Annotated in this window: 20 protein-coding genes; 18 read left to right on the forward strand and 2 right to left on the reverse strand. The window is 64.4% G+C overall.

Annotated elements, in window-relative coordinates:
* Positions 1 to 124: 124 nt before the first annotated feature.
* The 18 genes from ACS8Y6_RS15590 to ACS8Y6_RS15675 all read left to right on the forward strand — a co-directional run bounded on the left by ACS8Y6_RS15590 (position 125) and on the right by ACS8Y6_RS15675 (position 17,493).
* Positions 125 to 472 carry an SHOCT domain-containing protein gene (locus tag ACS8Y6_RS15590; protein ID WP_440850639.1) on the forward strand — a complete coding sequence of 116 codons (348 nt, stop codon included), beginning with the start codon at positions 125 to 127 and terminating at the stop codon, positions 470 to 472.
* Positions 473 to 476: 4 nt separating this feature from the next.
* Positions 477 to 731 carry a hypothetical protein gene (locus ACS8Y6_RS15595; RefSeq protein ID WP_440850667.1) on the forward strand — a complete coding sequence of 85 codons (255 nt, stop codon included), beginning with the start codon at positions 477 to 479 and terminating at the stop codon, positions 729 to 731.
* Between the two features lie 13 nt (positions 732 to 744).
* Positions 745 to 882, forward strand: coding sequence for an NfeD family protein (locus ACS8Y6_RS15600; protein WP_440850665.1), 138 nt, complete (start codon positions 745 to 747; stop codon positions 880 to 882).
* Positions 883 to 901: 19 nt separating this feature from the next.
* Entirely contained in the window at positions 902 to 3,181 is a 2,280-nt protein-coding gene (locus ACS8Y6_RS15605; protein ID WP_440850640.1) for a copper-transporting P-type ATPase, read from the forward strand.
* A 296-nt stretch (positions 3,182 to 3,477) separates the two neighbouring features.
* Positions 3,478 to 5,853, forward strand: coding sequence for a phosphoketolase family protein (locus ACS8Y6_RS15610; RefSeq protein ID WP_440850641.1), 2,376 nt, complete (start codon positions 3,478 to 3,480; stop codon positions 5,851 to 5,853).
* Entirely contained in the window at positions 5,850 to 9,074 is a 3,225-nt protein-coding gene (locus ACS8Y6_RS15615) for a plasma-membrane proton-efflux P-type ATPase (RefSeq protein ID WP_440855965.1), read from the forward strand. The genes ACS8Y6_RS15610 and ACS8Y6_RS15615 overlap by 4 nt, the downstream gene beginning before the upstream one ends.
* An 81-nt stretch (positions 9,075 to 9,155) precedes the next feature.
* Positions 9,156 to 10,010: an MIP/aquaporin family protein gene (locus ACS8Y6_RS15620; protein WP_440850643.1), complete on the forward strand. Its 855-nt coding sequence runs from the start codon at positions 9,156 to 9,158 to the stop codon at positions 10,008 to 10,010.
* A 69-nt stretch (positions 10,011 to 10,079) separates the two neighbouring features.
* Positions 10,080 to 10,244, forward strand: a complete 165-nt coding sequence (locus ACS8Y6_RS15625) for an AcvB/VirJ family lysyl-phosphatidylglycerol hydrolase (protein ID WP_440855969.1) — start codon at positions 10,080 to 10,082, stop codon at positions 10,242 to 10,244.
* A complete protein-coding gene (locus tag ACS8Y6_RS15630; protein WP_440855966.1) occupies positions 10,222 to 10,611 on the forward strand; it encodes an AcvB/VirJ family lysyl-phosphatidylglycerol hydrolase in 390 nt (129 codons plus the stop codon). The genes ACS8Y6_RS15625 and ACS8Y6_RS15630 overlap by 23 nt, the downstream gene beginning before the upstream one ends.
* Before the next feature lie 86 nt (positions 10,612 to 10,697).
* Positions 10,698 to 12,149, forward strand: coding sequence for a F0F1 ATP synthase subunit beta (atpD, locus tag ACS8Y6_RS15635; RefSeq protein ID WP_440850646.1), 1,452 nt, complete (start codon positions 10,698 to 10,700; stop codon positions 12,147 to 12,149).
* Positions 12,139 to 12,534: a F0F1 ATP synthase subunit epsilon gene (locus ACS8Y6_RS15640; protein WP_440850647.1), complete on the forward strand. Its 396-nt coding sequence runs from the start codon at positions 12,139 to 12,141 to the stop codon at positions 12,532 to 12,534. The genes atpD and ACS8Y6_RS15640 overlap by 11 nt, the downstream gene beginning before the upstream one ends.
* The gene (locus ACS8Y6_RS15645; RefSeq protein WP_440850648.1) at positions 12,521 to 12,871 is read left to right on the forward strand and encodes an AtpZ/AtpI family protein; all 351 of its coding nucleotides are present in this window, start codon (positions 12,521 to 12,523) and stop codon (positions 12,869 to 12,871) included. The genes ACS8Y6_RS15640 and ACS8Y6_RS15645 overlap by 14 nt, the downstream gene beginning before the upstream one ends.
* Positions 12,864 to 13,154, forward strand: a complete 291-nt coding sequence (locus ACS8Y6_RS15650) for an N-ATPase subunit AtpR (protein ID WP_440850649.1) — start codon at positions 12,864 to 12,866, stop codon at positions 13,152 to 13,154. Before ACS8Y6_RS15645 ends, ACS8Y6_RS15650 begins: the two co-directional genes overlap by 8 nt.
* Complete coding sequence (locus ACS8Y6_RS15655) at positions 13,151 to 13,864, forward strand: F0F1 ATP synthase subunit A (RefSeq protein WP_440850650.1); 714 nt, start codon at positions 13,151 to 13,153, stop codon at positions 13,862 to 13,864. Before ACS8Y6_RS15650 ends, ACS8Y6_RS15655 begins: the two co-directional genes overlap by 4 nt.
* A gap of 19 nt (positions 13,865 to 13,883) precedes the next feature.
* Positions 13,884 to 14,165, forward strand: a complete 282-nt coding sequence (locus ACS8Y6_RS15660) for a F0F1 ATP synthase subunit C (RefSeq protein ID WP_440850651.1) — start codon at positions 13,884 to 13,886, stop codon at positions 14,163 to 14,165.
* Between the two features lie 3 nt (positions 14,166 to 14,168).
* Entirely contained in the window at positions 14,169 to 15,014 is an 846-nt protein-coding gene (locus ACS8Y6_RS15665; RefSeq protein ID WP_440850652.1) for a F0F1 ATP synthase subunit B family protein, read from the forward strand.
* On the forward strand, positions 15,011 to 16,552 hold the full coding sequence (locus ACS8Y6_RS15670; protein WP_440850653.1) for an alternate F1F0 ATPase, F1 subunit alpha: 1,542 nt from the start codon (positions 15,011 to 15,013) through the stop codon (positions 16,550 to 16,552). Before ACS8Y6_RS15665 ends, ACS8Y6_RS15670 begins: the two co-directional genes overlap by 4 nt.
* On the forward strand, positions 16,549 to 17,493 hold the full coding sequence (locus ACS8Y6_RS15675; RefSeq protein WP_440850654.1) for a F0F1 ATP synthase subunit gamma: 945 nt from the start codon (positions 16,549 to 16,551) through the stop codon (positions 17,491 to 17,493). Before ACS8Y6_RS15670 ends, ACS8Y6_RS15675 begins: the two co-directional genes overlap by 4 nt.
* 302 nt (positions 17,494 to 17,795) lie before the next feature.
* Here ACS8Y6_RS15675 and ACS8Y6_RS15680 read toward each other — a convergent pair whose 3' ends face one another.
* Complete coding sequence (locus ACS8Y6_RS15680) at positions 17,796 to 18,353, reverse strand: DUF1003 domain-containing protein (protein ID WP_440850655.1); 558 nt, start codon at positions 18,351 to 18,353, stop codon at positions 17,796 to 17,798.
* A gap of 293 nt (positions 18,354 to 18,646) precedes the next feature.
* Positions 18,647 to 18,883, reverse strand: a complete 237-nt coding sequence (locus ACS8Y6_RS15685; RefSeq protein ID WP_440855967.1) for a hypothetical protein — start codon at positions 18,881 to 18,883, stop codon at positions 18,647 to 18,649.
* Positions 18,884 to 18,925: the final 42 nt, after the last annotated feature.

Consider the following 18,925-nt stretch of genomic DNA (forward strand, 5'->3'; position numbering starts at 1 on the left):
GGAACAACCAGGCGTGTCGAAATACCGCGCACGCCGCTCATTTATTGACGCAGATCACGGTCTAGGCTCGGCAGCCATGGTCTGATCACCCCATGTCATCCAGGAACCTTGTTGGAGTGCTGCCATGGGTGGAATCAGGAAACTGCCGTCGACCCTGTTGGTCGCTGCTACGGCTGTGGCCACACCGGCCTGGGCCCAAACCGGGAATGGCTATTACGGCCCGGGCATGATGTGGAATGGAGGCTGGATCGGGATGTTCTTTGCCCCTCTGATGATGATTATCTTCTTCGGCGCCGTCATCGTACTGGTGGTGGTAGCGGTCCGCTGGCTGACCGGGATGGGCGCGCACCAGACTCACCTGGACGCGGGTCCGCAGAAGAATAAGGCGCTCGAGATTCTGAAGGAGCGCTTTGCGCGGGGGGAGATCGACAAGGAGGAGTTTCAGGATAAGAAGAAGCACTTATCCGATTGATAACTTGAAAGATCGCAACGGCTTGCATACCGCGCCCGAGCCACCGGTGATGACCCATTTTTCACATCATCCTGTTTCTGCCTTTGCTGACACTGTCGGTGTTCTGGCTGCTCCCGCTCGTCTGGGCAATACCTCTTTATCTGATCGCATTGGCCGTATCGCTCTGGCTTTATTGGAGCGTGCTGCGTCCCATGCGGCGGCACGGGAGGTCCGGTCCGAAGTTGATCGTAAGCCGTCATGGCTCGGTCAAACACGGTGAGGGTGGCTCTCTGATGGTGCGAATCCATGATGAACTCTGGAAAGCCACCTCGGACGAAATATTACATAGCGGAGACAACATCATAGTGATTGGACGTCACGGTCTGGTTGTGCAGGTTCGTCGTGATATCCCGGAAAAATCCAATCCATAACACGCCGAAGGCACATGCGATGACTCAGCTGCAAGTCCGGAATCAAACCGATTCGCTGCCCCACCCGGGCACGTCACGCGCAAGCGCCGTCTACACCTGTCCCATGCATCCGGAGGTCGAGCAGGACCAACCTGGCGATTGCCCGAAATGCGGGATGGCGCTGGCGGCGAGTGCGCCGCCGCGACGGCAGACACAATACACGTGTCCCATGCATCCCGAGATCGTCCAGGACGCGCCCGGCGATTGCCCCAAGTGCGGCATGACACTGGAACCGATCACCGTGTCCAGCGGCTCGGAAGACGACGCCGAACTCAAGGCCATGCGCCGACGCTTCTGGGTAAGCGTGCCGCTCTCCGCGGCGGTGCTGCTGCTGGCCATGGGCGAGATGGTGCCGGGCCTGGGTATTCGCGACCTGTTGGGTGCCGCCTTCGGCTGGATTCAGTTCGCGCTGGCCACGCCGGTAGTGCTCTGGTGCGGTGGCTTCGCTTTCAAGCGCGGCTGGAAATCCGTCGTCAATGTCAGTCCGAATATGTGGACGCTCATCATGCTCGGGGTCGGTGCGGCCTACGGCTTTTCGGTCTTCGCCCTGGTGGCCCCCGAGCTGCTGCCGGCCGCTTTCAAGAGCCACGGTAACGCGCCGATCTATTTCGAGGCGGCGGCGGTGATCATTACGCTGATCCTGCTGGGCCAGGTCATGGAGGCCCGCGCCCGCGGTGAGACCTCGCAGGCACTGAAATCCCTGCTGGACCTGGTGCCGCCCAGCGCGCACCGGATCGACGCCGACGGCAACGACGAAGAGGTCGCCCTGGATACGCTGGAAGCAGGCGATCATCTGCGGGTACGCCCGGGCGAAAAAGTGCCGGTGGACGGCGAGATCCTCGAGGGGCACTCGACCCTGGACGAATCCATGATCACCGGGGAGCCCATCCCGCAGGAAAAAAGCGTGGGCGATGCGGTCACTGGTGGCACCGTCAATCAGACCGGCAGCTTCGTGATGAACGTGGCCCGCGTCGGCGAGGATACCGTGCTGTCCCGTATCGTGGACATGGTTGCCCAGGCGCAACGCTCGCGCGCGCCGATCCAGGGGCTTGCGGACAAGGTCGCTGGCCTCTTCGTGCCCGCCGTCGTGGGCAGCGCTGTTGTCGCGTTCGTCGTCTGGGCGCTGGTGGGGCCGGCGCCAAGCCTGGCTTACGCTCTGGTGGCGGCCATTTCGGTGCTGATCGTTGCCTGCCCCTGCGCGCTGGGTCTGGCCACGCCCATGTCGGTGATGGTCGGCGTCGGCCGCGGGGCGCGCGAGGGCATCCTCATTCGGGATGCCGAAGCACTCGAGCTCATGGAGCAGGTGGATGTGCTGCTGGTCGACAAGACCGGCACCCTGACCGAGGGCCGGCCGGTACTTGTCGCCGTCGAAACCGCGGGCGGATTCGATGAGTCCGAGCTGGTCCGCCTGGTGGCTTCGCTGGAAAACGCCAGCGAACATCCGTTGGCGCGCTCGATCGTGGAGGGAGCAGCCGACAGAGGCGTGAAGCCGGTTGCGGTCAGCGACTTCGAGTCGATCACCGGTCAGGGCGTGCGCGGCAAGATCGACGGCCGCCTTGTGCTCGTTGGCAACAGCCGACTGATGACCGACAACAATGTCGACCCCAGTGCGCTGGAGGCCGCCGCAGACAAGCGGCGCGACGAGGGCGAGACGGTCATGCTGAGCGCTGTGGACGGCCGGATCGCGGGCCTGATCGCGGTCGCGGACCCGGTCAAGAAGACCACGCCGGAAGCCGTCCGCATCCTGCACGAGGCTGGCCTGCGGATAATCATGCTCACCGGGGATAACGAAAACACGGCGCGGTCCGTGGCCCGACAGCTGGCTATCGACGAGGTCCACGCCGGAGCGCTGCCCGAAGACAAGCATGCGCTGGTCGAGAAGCTGCAGCGCGAGGGCCACAAGGTGGCCATGGCCGGCGATGGGATCAACGATGCGCCGGCGCTCGCGAAAGCCAATGTTGGTATCGCCATGGGCACCGGGACCGACGTGGCCATGGAGTCCGCCCGTATCGCCCTGGTCAAGGGTGACCTGCGCGGTATCGCCAAGGCGCGCCGATTATCCGAACAGAGCATGCGCAATATTCGGCAGAACCTGTTTTTCGCCTTCATCTACAACGGCGCCGGCGTACCGGTCGCCGCCGGTGTGTTGTATCCGCTGTTCGGCGTCCTGTTATCGCCCATGGTGGCGGCGGCAGCCATGAGTTTTTCTTCGGTGTCCGTGATCACGAATGCGCTGCGCTTGCGGCGCTCGCGACTTTAGCGGTCACCCATCGCCCCGATCGCCAGTTGGAGTGTTTTCAGAAATGGCGGCATTAGCGTGGGTTAACCCGAACGGATATCCGTTTGTAGCGGAGGGCATGGGGTTGGGTCCTGTATGCGTGTTCCAGCGCACAGACGGGCCGCGGCCGAGCCCAGCAAAGATATGACGATGTGGCCAGGCAGAACCGGGCTATCGCTTCTCCTTCGCGCCCGAATCAGGCGCCACTGGAGCCGCGTCTGTGTGAGCGCTGTCGCTCGGCACAGCGCAAACGCTGTTCACGCGAGAGATCATGAGTCATGAAGGCCAAGCCAACCACACTGATACCGGAAATGCTTCGGCGAATGGACGCCTATTGGCGTGCTGCCAACTATTTATCGGTGGGCCAGATCTATCTCTACGACAACCCGTTGCTCAAGGCGCCGTTGTCACTGGACCACGTCAAGCCGCTGGTGGTCGGCCATTGGGGCACCACGCCGGGCCAGAACTTCATCTACGTGCATCTGAACCGGATCATCAAGCAATACGACCTGGACATGATTTACGTCGCCGGGCCCGGTCATGGCGGGCCGGCGATTGTCGGGAACGTCTATCTCGAAGGTACCTGGAGCGAGGTCTATCCGGATGTCACCCGGGACGAAGCCGGCTTGAAGCGCTTGTTTACCGAGTTCTCCTGGCCCGGCGGGATCTCTAGCCACGTGGCGCCGACCACGCCCGGTTCGATCCACGAAGGCGGGGAGCTGGGCTACTCGCTCAGCCATGCCTTCGGCGCGGTGTTCGACAATCCCGCCCTGATCGTGGCCTGCGTGGTCGGCGACGGCGAGGCCGAAACCGGCCCGCTGGCGACCGCCTGGCAGTCCAACAAGATGCTCAACCCGATCAGCGATGGCGTGGTGCTGCCGATTCTGCATCTCAATGGCTACAAGATCAGCAACCCGACGCTGCTGGCGCGCATCGACCACGACGAGCTGGAACAGTTCTTCCGTGGTTGTGGCTGGACGCCATATTTCGTCGAGGGCGACGACCCGGCGACCATGCACCAGCAGATGGCGGCTGCGATGGATCAGGTCGTCGCCGATCTCCAGGTCATCCGCGAGCAGGCGCGCGAGTCGGGCGCGGGCCGCCGACCACGCTGGCCTATGATCGTGCTGCGGTCGCCGAAGGGCTGGACCGGGCCGAAAGAGGTCGACGGACTGCCGAACGAGGGGACGTTCCGGTCACATCAAGTGCCGATTCTGGTAGACGCGGCCCATCCGGATCACGTTGCCCAACTCGAAGCCTGGATGAAAAGCTATCGGCCGGAAGAGCTGTTCGACGATAACGGCCGCTTGATGCCCGAACTGGCCGAACTGGCGCCCACCGGCGAGCGCCGCATGGGCGCCAATCCGCATGCCAACGGCGGACTGCTGTTGCGCGACCTGCGCATGCCTGACTTCCACGACCATGCCGTGGACGTGCCCGCGCCGGGGGCTGTCGAAGCCAAGGACACATTCATATTGGGCGGTTTCCTGCGCGATGTGGTCCGGCTGAACGACGATCGCCGCCATTTTCGGGTCTTCGGCCCGGACGAGACCCTATCCAACAAGCTGGATGCCGTATTCGAGTCTACTAATCGGCAGTGGGATACCACCCGCGAGGCGAACGATGAATTCCTCGCCCCTAACGGCGGCGTGCTCGATTCCATGCTTAGCGAGCATCAGTGCCAGGGCTGGCTGGAGGGCTATCTGCTGACCGGTCGCCATGGCATGTTCAACAGCTACGAAGCGTTCATCCGCATCGTGGACTCGATGTTCAGCCAGCACGCCAAATGGCTGAAGGTCACGCGAGAGCTGCCGTGGCGCCGGCCGATCGCCTCGCTCAACTATCTGCTGGCCTCGCACGTCTGGCAGCAGGATCATAACGGTTTCACCCATCAGGATCCGGGCTTTCTCGATCATGTGATCAACAAGAAGGCCGATATCGTCCGCGCGTATCTCCCGCCCGATGCCAACTGCCTGCTGTCGGTGTTCGACCACTGCCTGCGTAGCCGCCATTACGTCAACGTCGTGGTGGCCGGCAAGCACGCCATGCCGCAGTGGCTGACCATGGAACAGGCGGTTGTGCACTGCACCCAGGGCATCGGCATCTGGCCTTGGGCCAGCAACGACCAGGACAGCGAGCCCGACGTGGTCATGGCCTGCTGTGGTGATACGCCGACGCTGGAAGTCTTGGCAGCGGTCTCCATTCTACGTGCGCATCTCCCGGAGCTGAAGATCCGCGTGGTCAACGTGGTCGATTTGATGAAACTGCAGTCGGCCTCAGAACATCCGCACGGCCTGAGCGATGCCGACTACGATTCGCTGTTCACCACCGACAAACACATCATCTTCGCTTTCCACGGCTATCCGTGGCTGATCCACCGGCTGACCTATCGACGGCGCAACCGTAATCTGCATGTCCGCGGTTACAAGGAAGAGGGCACCATCACCACCGCCTTCGACATTCGGGTACAGAACGAACTGGATCGTTTCAATCTGGTGCAGGACGTGGTCGATCGCCTGCCGCATCTGGGCTCCAGGGGCGCCTATCTGAAACAGCAGATGCGCGACACGCTGATCGAGCACAAGCACTACATCCACAAGCACGGTCAGGATATGCCCCAGGTCCGCGACTGGCAGTGGGGGAGCCCGGCATGACTGCCAAAACTGAGGCCGTCGCAACTGATGCGGAAAAAACGGACGCGGCACCCGATGCCGGGGACGATCTGAAAACGCTGCCGCTGCCCGATCTTCAGAAGAAGCTGGACGCCTCGCCGGACGGCCTCACCCAGGCCGAAGCGGAAAAGCGGCTGGGCCAGTATGGCCCCAACGAGATCACCGAGAAAAAGACCAGTGCCTGGCTCAAGTTCCTGAGCTATTTCTGGGGCCCGATCCCGTGGATGATCGAAGTCGCGGTGATCCTGTCAGGTGTGGTCCAGCACTGGCCGGATTTTTTCATCATCCTGCTGTTGCTGGTCGCCAATGCGGTGGTTGGATTCTGGGAAGAGCGCCAGGCCGGCAACGCCATCGATGCACTCAAGGCAAATTTGGCGATCAAAGCAAGGGTTTTGCGTGATGGCCAATGGGTCACACCGCCCGCGCGTGAGCTGGTGCCGGGAGACATGATCCGGCTGCGTCTGGGCGATATCGTGCCGGCCGATGCCCGTCTGCTCGACGGCGACCCGGTGGAAGTCGACCAGTCGGCGCTGACCGGCGAGTCCTTGCCGGCCACATGCAAGGTGGGCGATGCGGTGTTTTCCGGCTCGATCATTCGCCAGGGTGAGGCGGGCGCGATGGTGTACGCCACGGGGGCCAAGACCTATTTCGGTAAAACGGCGCAACTGGTGGGGGGCGAGCAGACCGTCAGCCACTTCCAGAAAGCCGTGCTGAAGATCGGCAACTACCTGATCATTCTCGCCATGGTTCTGGTGGCAGTGATCATCGGTGCGGGGATCTATCGCGGCGATCCGATCCTCACCACCTTGCAATTCGCCCTGGTGCTGACAGTGGCGGCGATTCCGGTGGCGATGCCGACAGTGCTGTCGGTGACCATGGCGGTAGGCGCGCGCCTGTTGTCGAAGAAACAGGCCATCGTCAGCAAGCTGGTGGCAATCGAGGAACTGGCCGGGGTCGATGTGTTGTGTGCCGACAAGACCGGCACGCTGACCCAGAACAAGCTGACGCTGGGCGAGCCCTTCGGGGTCGAGGGCGTCGATCCGTCGCAGGTGATCCTCAGCGCCGCGCTGTGCTCGCGCGCCGACAACAAGGACACCATCGACCTCGCGGTGCTGGGCGGCGTGACCGACGATACCGAGCTCAAGACCTACGATGTCCAGCACTTCCAACCGTTCGACCCGGTCCACAAACGGACCGAGGCGACGGTCAAGGATAAGGGCGGCAAGACGTTCAAGGTGACCAAGGGCGCGCCACAGGTGATCCTCGCGCTGGCCGCCGACGCTGCCGAGGTGAAATCCGCAGTCGACCAGGCGGTTAACGCGTTTGCCGCGCGTGGCTTTCGGTCTCTGGGCGTGGCCCGGGCCGACGGCGACGGAGACTGGCAATTTCTGGGTGTGCTGCCGCTGTTCGATCCGCCGCGCGAAGACGCCAAGACCACCATCGATGCAGCGCGCGCTATGGGCGTGACGATCAAGATGGTCACCGGCGATGCGCTCGCCATCGCCGTGGAGACCGCGAAGAAGCTCGGACTAGGCGCGAACATTCTCGACGCCAGCAGCCTCGGCGACGTCGAGAAGGAAGAAAGTGATGCGGTCGTTGCGGACATAGAGAACGCCGACGGCTTTGCCCAGGTGTTCCCCGAGCACAAGTTTCATATCGTCGACGTACTCCAGCAGCACGGCCACATGGTCGGCATGACCGGCGACGGCGTCAATGACGCGCCGGCGCTCAAGAAGGCCGACTGCGGCATCGCCGTGGCCGGGGCCACCGACGCCGCCAATGCAGCCGCGGCCATCGTGCTCACCACGCCCGGCCTGTCGGTCATCATCGACGCCATCAAGGAGAGCCGCAAGATCTTCCAGCGCATGAACAGCTATGCGATCTATCGCATCGCCGAAACGCTGCGCGTATTGCTGTTCATGACCCTGGCGATTCTGGTCTTCAACTTCTATCCGCTGACCGCGGTGATGATCGTGATGCTGGCGCTTCTCAACGACGGCGCGATTCTGTCGATTGCCTACGACAATGTGCGTTACAAAAACCAGCCCGAAGCCTGGAACATGCGCCTGGTGCTGGGTATTGCCACGGTGCTGGGTCTGGTCGGACCCATCGCTGCCTTCGGTTTGTTCTTTCTCGGCGACCGCGTGTTTCATCTCGATCATTCGCATCTGCAGCCGATGATGTACCTGATGCTGTCGGTGGCCGGCCATCTGACCATCTTCCAGACCCGCACACGCGGCCCGTTCTGGTCGATCCGACCGGCCCGGATATTGTGGATGGCCGTGCTGGGCACCCAGATCGTGGCGACCCTGATCGCCGTTTACGGCCTCCTGATGACCCCGCTGGGGTGGGGGTGGGCAGCCTTCGTCTGGGGCTATGCTTTGCTGTGGTTCTTCATCACGGACCCGGTAAAGCTGCTGGCCTATCGCTTGCTAGATCCAGACAAGGCTGCAGCAAAGCTCATACCCAAGCCCGCTGCGACGGCGGCAAAAGGCAAGCCTGATCCCGAACCTGCAGCCCAACCCCCGGCGAAGGCCGCTGGCGCCCCGGAGGCCGATGCCAAGCCGGCGGCAGAGCCGCAGCCCAAGGCGCCGCCCGCAGCCAACGCCCAGGCCGGAGCCACGTCTGATCCCGGCAAGGCAAACGCCGCACCGACCGCCGCGGACGTCGTACGCCCAGCGGCCGATGCCAAGCCCGCGGCGGAGCCGCAGGCCAAGGCGGCCCCCGCAGCGCCCGCCGACCCCGCGGCCACTCCCGATGCCGGCAAGGCAGATCCCGCGCCGACCGCCGGGGACGGCGCACCCGCAGCGGCCGATGCCAAGCCCGCAGCGGAGTTGCCGCCCAAGGCGGCGCCCGAAGCGCCCGCCGATCCCGCGGCCGCGCCCGATGCCGACAAGGCAGATCCCGCGCCGACTGCCGAAGCCGCCGCGCCGCCAGAGCCCGAAACAAAGGTCGCTCCGCGGCCCCAGCCCGAAGCGGCCGACCCAAGCGATAGCCCCGACACCCATGTCCCAGCAGAACCGGCTGCTGCGGCGACGATGCCGGCGGCGGAAGCACCGCCCGAGCCGACGCCACAGCAGATCAAGCGCGTCCATCAACTCTACGAGCAGCTCGGGCGCGAGGAGGTTGAGGCCGTGCAAGACCTGGAGCGGACCGAGCGGGATTCTAAGCAGCACAAGCCCGAGGCCGACTCGCGGGATTGACCCGAAAACTCGACCAACACCGACCGCATCGCTGGCATGAGCACGAACGAAGATCAAGCACGACGCCGCGTACATCGACGCATGCTCGATCCGCAGCTATCGCCCAACTTCCTCAACTCGAAGCTGGAGTGGCGACGGCTGTTCGCTGAACTGTGGGGTACGTTTCTGCTGGTTATGGTAGCGGCTGGCGGCGGCGTCGTGCGCGCGGTCAGCGACGGGCAGCTGAGTCTGGCGATGATCGTGGTGGCGCCGGGGATGATGGTGATGGCCATCATCTACTTCATGGGGGCGGTTAGCGGCGCACACCTCAACCCGGCGGTAACGCTGGCCTTTGCCGTACGCCGAAATTTTCCGTGGCGCCGCGTGCCGGGCTACTGCCTGGCACAACTGGCCGGTGGGGTCGCTGCCGCCGTCTTTCTGCGCAGCCTTTTCGGCACGGCCGGCCTGCTCGGGGCCACGGTGCCCGGCCCCGGCATCAGCAGCTGCACGGCCCTGGTGATCGAAGTGGTGCTGACGGCAGGATTGGTGAACACGATCCTTGGCACCGCATCCGGGGCGCGCAATATCGGTACCAATGGCGCGCTGGCGGTGGGCGCCTATATTGCGCTTGCCGGTCTGTGGGCCGCTCCGATCAGCGGTGCGTCGATGAACCCGGTGCGGTCGCTGGGGCCGGACCTGATCCGCTGGAATTTCCAGACCTCCTGGGTCTACGTCGTCGGCCCGGTGCTGGGCGCGCTGGTGGGTGTCGTTTTCGAATGGCTGCTCCGGGGCAAGGCCACCTCCGCCGGTGCAATCGCGGCCCAGGGGTCGTTGGAATTCGAGGATTCGATGCGGACGGACGAGCCGCGACCGTACGCCGGTCCGAGCCGGACGCGTCACGCGATCGACCCTGCGAACGCAAAGGCTCGAATCCACTCGTCACGCGACCCGGATTGAACCCCGGCTGGTCTGCCGCGGGGTGCCGTCACAGCTGCGCTCGACTGCGGGTCGCAGATGATGGTGATCATGTTGTCGGCGAAGGGCGGCTGGGCCGGCATCGACCAGGGCGTCCGCCATACATTGGCTGCCCACAGTAGACCGGTGGTCGGCTACGACTGGCTGCGCTATTACGGCAGCTCATGTCGGCCAAAGAGGCAGCGCGCGGTCCGTGTGCCGGGTCATGCGGTCTGACCGCAGTCATTGGCACAAACCGCATGTGCTGTTGATCGGCTATTCACGGGGCGGCGATGTGATGGCGTTTCGGGCCAACGGGTTGCCGGCCGACGGTCTGAACGCTGTTGTGTGCGCCGGGATGTCCGGTTTCGGGGCCGAAGCTCAGTTCGAGTTCCATTTTTTCATTCCGGCCGGCCGCTCGCCTGTGTGGGGCGGCGTACAGACGGCGGGGTGCGGTCGCCGCAGGCTGATAGTAGGCGCAGCTGCGAGTCGAAGAATTGAAGTTCACTTCACCGTCCTCACGGCAGCGCCGCGACAAGCTGACCAAATCGGAGGGGAATCGCGGGGCATACCGCATCCGAACAGGAGGGCCGACGATGAGTAATGGGCTCCGTGGTACGTCGCCGATGTTTCCGGGCGCCGGTCTGACTGCACGTTCGCGCCAGTGCGCGCCGAAACGGGGATCGCGCCGTGACGGCTGATCCGCAAGCTACCCCGGACGGTGTCATCGTGGCCGTGCGCGGCAGCGTGGTGGATGTGGGCTTCGCGGCGCATCTGCCACCCATCTATACGATTTTATACGCTGGCGACGACGGCGAGATCGTGATGGAAGTGTTGTCCCAGCTTGATGCGCGCCGGGTGCGCGCGATCGCGCTGACGTCGACGCAGGGCCTGGCGCGTGATATGCCGGTGACCGACAGCGGCGGGCCGCTGCGCGCGCCGGTGGGTAAAGCCTTGTTGTCGCGCATGTTCGATGTGTTCGGCCAGGCTATCGACGGTTTACCGCCGCCGCAGAACATGGCCTGGCGCAGCGTGCATCAGGCGCCGCCGCCGTTGGTCGAACGCTCGACCCGGTCCGAGATCTTCGCCACCGGCATCAAGGCCATCGATGTGCTGGTGCCGCTGGAGCGGGGCGGCAAGGCAGGTCTGTTCGGTGGCGCCGGTGTTGGCAAGACGGTGCTCCTGACCGAGATCATTCACAACATGATCGGACGGGCGCACGGCGTGAGCCTGTTCTGCGGCATCGGCGAGCGTTGCCGTGAAGGCGCCGATCTCTACCATGCCATGGAAGCAGCGGGCGTGTTGCCGAACATGGTGATGGTGTTCGGGCAGATGAACGAGCCGCCGGGTGCCCGTTTCCGGGTCGGCCATGCCGCCCTGACCATGGCCGAGTATTTTCGCGACGTCGAACATCGTGACGTGCTGCTGCTGATCGACAACATCTTTCGTTTCATTCAGGCCGGTATGGAAGTCTCGGGCCTGATGGGTCAGATGCCGTCCCGGCTGGGTTATCAGCCGACCATGAGCACGGAACTGGCCGGGCTGGAGGAGCGGATTGCCAACACCCGAGCCGGCGCGATCACCGCGATCGAGGCGGTCTATGTGCCGGCCGACGATCTCACCGATCCGGCCGCCGTGCATGTGTTCTCGCATCTTTCGTCGTCGATCGTTCTCTCGCGCAAGCGCGCCAGCGAAGGCCTGTACCCGGCGATCGATCTGCTGCGATCCAACTCCAAGATGGCGACGCCCGGGATCGTGGGTGCGGCGCATTACGCGCTGGCGAGCGAGATCCGTCGAACCCTGGCCCAGTACGATGAGCTCAAGGACATCATCGCCATGCTCGGGCTTGAGCAGTTGTCGGTCGATGACCGCAAGGTCGTTGCCCGGGCACGCCGGCTCGAGCGTTTCCTCACCCAGCCGTTTTCCGCCACCGAACAGTTCAGCGGTATTCCGGGGCAGCAGGTCAGCCTCGCGGACGCGCTCGACGGTTGCCGGCGCATCCTCAGTGACGAGTTCGCCAACGTGCCGGAACAGGCGCTGTACATGATCGGGGCCATCGGCGACGTCGCCGACGCGGCATCGACAACGGCCGGCTCGGCACCCGCGGCCGCGTCCGAACCGGAGGCCCGCCATGCGTCTTGAAGTGTTGCTGCCGTTCAAGGTGTTCGCCGATGTGCCGGACGTACTGCGCGTGATCGCCGATACCGCGGCCGGCTCGCTCGGGCTGTTGCCGCATCGGCTCGACTGTGCGGTCGCGTTGCGGCCCGGCATTCTGACCTACGAGACAGCCGCGGCCGGTGCGGTCTATATCGCGGTTGATGCTGGCGTGCTCGTCAAGACCGGAACGGCCGTTTTGGTCGCCGTGAGGCAGGCCGTCGGCGGCGCCGATCTTGAAACGCTGCAGGATGCGGTGGCCAACGAATTTCTCGAACTCGACGCCGCCCAGCGCCAGGCGCGGGCTGCCAGTGCCCGGATCGAAAGCGCGTTCATGCGGCGCATTGTGGGGCTCGGCCATGAACGACGATGATCGCCAGAAACGGCTGGCGGCTAGCGAGGACCGCTTCACCCGTCAAATTGCTGCCAAGACGGCACGAAAGCGGCGAGCGCTGAACCGGCGCCGTACCGGCGTCTGGTATGGCCTGGGCATGTCCGGACTGATTGGCTGGTCGGTCGCGGTGCCAACCGTGGGGGGGGCGCTGCTCGGGCTTTGGCTGGACGGGCGCCATCCGGGCGGTCAGTCCTGGACGCTGGTGCTGCTGGTGGCCGGGCTGGTGATTGGCGGCGCCAACGCCTGGCATTGGGTGGCTCGCGAACAGAAAGCGTTGCGCAACGACGACGAGGATGAGGAGGACTGTGATGAGTAATCTCCCGGAACTGGGTCTTGCGCTGCTGGCGGGCGGTGCACTGGGTACATTCTTTTTCGGCGGCCTGTGGTGGACACTGCGGCGCGGCCTCGCGTCCCCACAGCCGGCGCTGTGGCTTGGCCCGAGCCTGCTGGTGCGGATCGGCGTGACGGTGGCCGGCTTCTATGTCGTGGGCCAGGGCGACTGGCACCGACTGCTGGCCTGCCTGATCGGGTTCGTGATTGCGCGCTTCATCGTGACCGCCTGGCTACCCATTCGGTCGACAGCGGGGACGGCGCCGTGAACCTCAGCTCCGATCAGGTTGTGCTGTGGCGGATGGGTTTCGCCACGTTCAACCTGACCATCGTCACCACCTGGGGCTTGATGGCGATACTCACCCTGGGTTCGTATCTGATCACGCGGCGGCTGGTCACGGATGGACCGATATCGCGCTGGCAGGCAGCTCTCGAGTTGATCGTCACGACCCTTATCGCCCAGATCGGGGAGTCAGGCCTCGAACAGCCGCGACGTTATCTCGTCTTTCTGGGCAGTTTGTTCCTGTTTCTGGCCACGGCTAACGTTTGCACCGTCATTCCCGGCTACCAACCACCGACCGGCTCGCTTTCGACCACCGCAGCGCTGGCACTGTGCGTATTCGTGGCCGTGCCGTTCTTCGGCATCCGCGAGCAGGGCATGCCGGCCTATCTCAAGACCTATCTGCAGCCGACCGCGATCATGCTGCCATTCAACATCATCAGCGAGCTGTCGCGCACGCTGGCGCTGGCGATCCGCCTGTTCGGCAACATGATGAGTGGTGCCATGATCATCGCCATTCTGATCACGATCACGCCGCTACTGTTCCCGATCGTCATGACCGCCCTCGGCCTGCTCACGGGCATGGTGCAGGCTTATATCTTCACCATTCTGGCGGCTGTCTATATCGCCGCTGCGACCGTTGTGCGACATCCGAAAGCCGAACCCGACACGACCGCGCCACCGCCGTCCGCCCCCTGACTGCCACACGAGAACGTCCATGGACAGCAGCACAATGATCGCCATCGTATCGATCTTCACCGCCGGATTTACGACCGGTATCGGTTGTCTCGGCCCGGCGTTCGGCGAGGGTCGGGCAGTCGCCAGCGCGCTCGCTTCGCTGGCCCAGCAGCCGGACGCCGCGGCCACCATCACCCGGACTCTTTTCGTGGGTCTGGCCATGATCGAGTCGACCGCGATCTACTGTTTCGTCGTGTCGATGATTCTGATCTTCGCCAATCCGTTCTGGGGCCACGTCACGGCCGCGGCCGGCGGGCAGTGAAACATGCTGATCGACTGGTTCACCGTCGGCGCCCAGCTGGTCAATTTTCTAATCCTGGTATGGCTGCTCAAGCGGTTTCTGTATCAGCCGATCATGAAAGCCATCGACGCGCGCGAGGCGCTTATTGCCTCGGCGCTGGCCGATGCAAGCCGCAAGCAGTCAGCGGCGGACGCGGCACGCGAAGACTTTCTGGCGCGCAATGCCCAATTTGACGCCGATTGCGACGCGCTGATGGCCAAGGCCGCCGATGATGCCGCCGAAGAAGAGGCCCGGCTGCTGACCGACGCGCGTGCGGCGGGCGACGCGCTGCGGGCCCGCCAGCGGGCGGCGCTGCAGACCGAGCGCGCGAATCTGAGCGAGGCCATTGCGGGGCTCACGGGCCATGAAGTGCTGGCTGCAGCCCGCAAGACGCTGGTGGATCTGGCCGACGCCGAGCTGGAAGCGCGCATGGCCGCTGTCTTCGTTCGTCGCTTGCAGGAGATGGATCCGGCAGCGCAGGCCGCGTTGGCGGATGTATTGCGCGTTGCCACCGAGCCGGCCTGTTTACGCAGTACGTTCGAACTGGACGGCCCGGCAAAAGCTGCGATCCAGCGGGCGCTGGATACGGTGGTCGGCGCCCCGGTCCCAATTGCCTTCCAGACCGCGCCGGACGAACTGTGCGGTATCGAATTGACGGCCGGCGGCCATAAGCTGGCGTGGCGCATCGAAGATTATCTTGCCGCGCTGGGCGACAAGCTCGATAAGCTGCTTGCGGCGCAAGTCGCGTCGGCGGGCCCCAGCGACACGGCGCCAGCCGCCGATCCGGCAGCACAGACGGCACCGGATGCTGCGCCGGTCAAATCCTCATGAGCGTGTCGGCCCTGGTCCAGCCAGCCGTCGAGCGCGGCCTCGCGGGGCTGCGTGCATTGAGCGACGACGGCGCGCCGCAACTGGCGCTGCGCGAAACCGGTACCGTCATTGCCGTTGCCACCGGTATTGCCACCGTGTCGGGCCTGCCGGGGGTGGGTTCGGAGGAATTGGTCCGGTTTCCCGACGGGCTGCTCGGCATTGCCTTCAACGTCGATGCCGATGCGATAGGGGTGGTTCTGCTCGGCGACTATCAACGGCTGCAGGCTGGTGACGCGGCCGAGCGGACCGGCCGGGTGATGGACGTGGCGGTCGGCGACGCGCTGCTCGGCAGGGTGGTGGATGGCCTCGGCGAGCCGCTGGACGATCTGGGTCCCGTAGCGGCAGGCCAGCGGCTGCCGGTCGAACGTCCGGCGCCGGCGATCATGGCCCGCGCCCCGGTGGAGGTGCCGTTACAGACCGGGCTGAAGGTCATCGATGCGCTGATCCCGATCGGGCGGGGCCAGCGCGAGCTCATCCTCGGTGATCGCCAGACCGGTAAGACCGCGATCGCGCTCGACGCCATTCTCAATCAGCGCGGCCAGGACGTGATCTGCGTGTACTGCGCGATCGGCCAGCGCGCGGCGGCGGTGGCTCAGGTGGTGGCGACCCTGCGAGAGCAGGGCGCGATGGACTACTGCGTGGTGGTGGTGGCCGAGGGCGAGCAGGCGCCGGGGCTGGCGTACATCACGCCGTATGCCGCGACCCGGATCGCCGAGTTCTTCATGGAAGCCGGGCGTGACGTGTTGATCGTCTATGACGATCTGACCCATCACGCCCGGGCCTATCGCGAGCTGTCGCTGTTGCTGCGCCGACCGCCTGGGCGAGAAGCATTTCCCGGCGATATCTTCTATATCCATTCGCGCTTGCTCGAGCGCGCGACGCACCTGGGCGAGGCCCTGGGAGGCGGTTCATTGACTGCACTGCCGATCATCGAGACCAATGCCCAGGACATCTCGGCCTATATCCCGACCAATCTGATCTCCATCACCGACGGCCAGATCTATCTGTCGCCGTCGCTGTTCGACCTCGGCGTGCTGCCGGCCGTGGACGTGGGCATGTCGGTATCGCGAGTGGGCGGGGCCGCCCAGCGTGCGGCCTATCGCGCCGTCGCCGGCAATCTCAAGATGGACTATGCCCAGTTCGAGGAACTGGAGACGTTTGCCCGCTTCGGCACCCGGCTGGATGATGCGACCCGCAAGGTCATCGCCCACGGCGAGCGTATCCGGGCCTGTCTCAAGCAGACCAACGAGGCACCGGTGCCCGTGGCCGAGCAGATTACGGTGCTGCTGGCGCTTGCCGATGGGTTGCTCGATCCCGTCGAGCTCGCGCGGCTATCGGAGGCGGAGCAGGCGCTGCGGCGGGCAGCAGCCGACATGCCCGCGCAAGTCGCCGCGCGCCTGCTTTCGGCGGACAGGCTGTCGGATGCCGACCGTCAGGCGCTTGTTGCGGTGGCGACAACCGCGCTGGCGCCGTTTTCACCCGCAGAGGCGGCATCATGAGCGAATCGATCCAGGATCTGCGCAAAAAGATCGGCGGTGCCGGTGATCTGCAGTCGGTGGTGCGGTCGATGAAGGCCCTGGCCGCGTCCAGCATCGTGCAGTATGAACAGGCGGTCCGGGCGCTGGGGGGCTACGAACAGACGGTCGCGACCGGTCTGGCGCTGTGCCTACGTCGTTCGATGGGTGCGGATGCCATGATCCAGCCCAGCCACTCGGGCCAGCCCGTCATCGGCGCTATCGTGTTGGGTTCCGATCAAGGCCTGGTTGGGCGCTTCAACGAGGTGCTGCTGGATTTCGTTATCCAGCACATTAGAGCAGTTGACGGCACGCCGGGGCCGATCTGGGTCGTCGGCGAGCGAATGCAGGCACTGATCGTCGACCGAGGCTTGAAAACGCTACAGCTGTCGCCGGTACCGACGTCCTCGCAAGGGATCGCGCCGTTGGTGGGTGAGCTTCTGGTCGAAATCGAGTCCGCTCAAGCGCGGGGGCGGTTCAGCGCACTCCATATCTTTCATAACCGGCCTCAAAATAGTGGCACCTACGCGCCGGCCGCCCGGGTGCTGTTGCCGCTGGACCCGGCCTGGCACCGTCAGCATGCCGAGCGCGCCTGGCCCGGACATCATGCTTGGCCCGAGGTGCTCGACGGAGATCCGGCGGCCTTGCCGGCCTTCATCCGCGAATACCTGTTCGTGGTGCTATTCCAGGCCTGTGCCGAATCGCTGGCCAGCGAGAACGCCAGTCGTCTGGCTGCCATGCAGCGGGCGGATAAGAATATCGAGGATATTCTGGAGAGCCTCAATCAGCGTTTTCATCGCCAGCGCCAGGCCGCCATCGATGAGGAGCTGTTCGATGTCATCGCCGGTTATGAAGCGTTGTCTAAATCGGGGTCGGAGGTCGGTGCTCAGGTCATCGCATGCCAGGCTCGGAAGACCGCAATATGAATAACGCTCCCCGCGATTTTCGCGCACCGGAGCGCCGACGGTCGCCAGCCACCCGTAGCCGGCCGAGACCGAGTCGGTTCCATGGCGCAAAGACGCCGAACCGCAACAGGCTACAGGAAAACGCTGCAACCTCTTGCATGGTTAGTCCGCTCGAGCCGATCGATATTACATCTTTGGCGGTGGCCCGATCTATGGCGATAGCCGTGCGGACACAAGCGCCGGACTATCCGGGAACCGGCGGCAGAAGTGGTCCAGCACGGCGAGTGGCGCACACCTCGGCTGTCGTGCTATCGGAGGCCTGCTCAGTTGGGCGGTTTGTTGGCTTCGATGAGGTTCTGGTGCACCTCTGCCGTGAGCGACTCGATGCGTTTGCTGATTTCGTTGCTGAGTTCGGTTAGTTGGTTGTTCTGTTCCATCAATCCCAGAAGCTGTGTGCTCTGCTCCGACATCAGGGTCTGCCGATGCTCGCTCAGTGCTGCCAGCTCTTCGCGGTGGAGGGCATCGGCTTCGGCGTTGGCCTTGTCGCGATCGGCCTGTCGAGTTTGGGCCAGCAGGATGAGCGGTGCTGCGTAGGCGGCCTGCAGGCTGAAGGCGAGATTGAGCAGAATGAACGGATACAGATCGAACCGGGCGAAGCCCACGCCGTTGGCCAGGATCCAGAGGGCGACGATGAGTGTCTGTGCGATGAGGAAATGCGGAGTACCGAAATAGCGTGCGAACGCCTCGGCTTTCTGTCCGAACCAGTCGCTGCCGAATACCGCACCCAGATGGCGATGGCCGTGATGGAAGCGTAATGGATGCCGGCTTAGAACATTTCGCGAGCCCGTGCGGTCTGGGGGAAGGTCTGCATTGGGCGCCATGGTGTATCTCCGAAGAAGCGCGGCGCGTCAGCCGTCCGCCACTATGCGGTCCGGCGGGCCATCCCCGCCGCTGCCCTGCAACTCGAAACAACCTTTGCCGTCGAGCTCGTGCTTGCGCCGTACACACAAGATATAACACCAATTATCGCCGTCAGAGGTGATGCCCGCGCGGCCTGGCAACGCCCGTTTCCAGACGCCTGCTTGGCCTCCGCCACGGCTTTTGCACCACTCGACCATGGGCCGCCCCCGCGCTCGGTCTCTGTGTCATGGCGCGTGACCGGGCGGCTTCGCGTTCATGCGGGCGGTTGCCTGCGGCCCACGTCGCGGTCGATCGGGCCGTGCGCGGTATACAGGCCTCTATCGTGGGCGCCGTCCTCTGGTGGCGCGGACGCATCGTAAATGGGGGCGGTCTCGACCGCGCTGCGCGTCAGATCGACCGAGAGGGTTCGATCCAACCAACTGACGTCGTCGATCCATTCCGGCGCAATCAGGACCTGATGGCCATGCCACCAGCTGCTATCCGACGTCAACTACTTTGACCGGTTTGATGACAATTAGAATGGCCGGTCGAT

It is taken from the genome of Salinisphaera sp. RV14 (genome assembly GCF_052044135.1).
Classification (GTDB): domain Bacteria; phylum Pseudomonadota; class Gammaproteobacteria; order Nevskiales; family Salinisphaeraceae; genus Salinisphaera.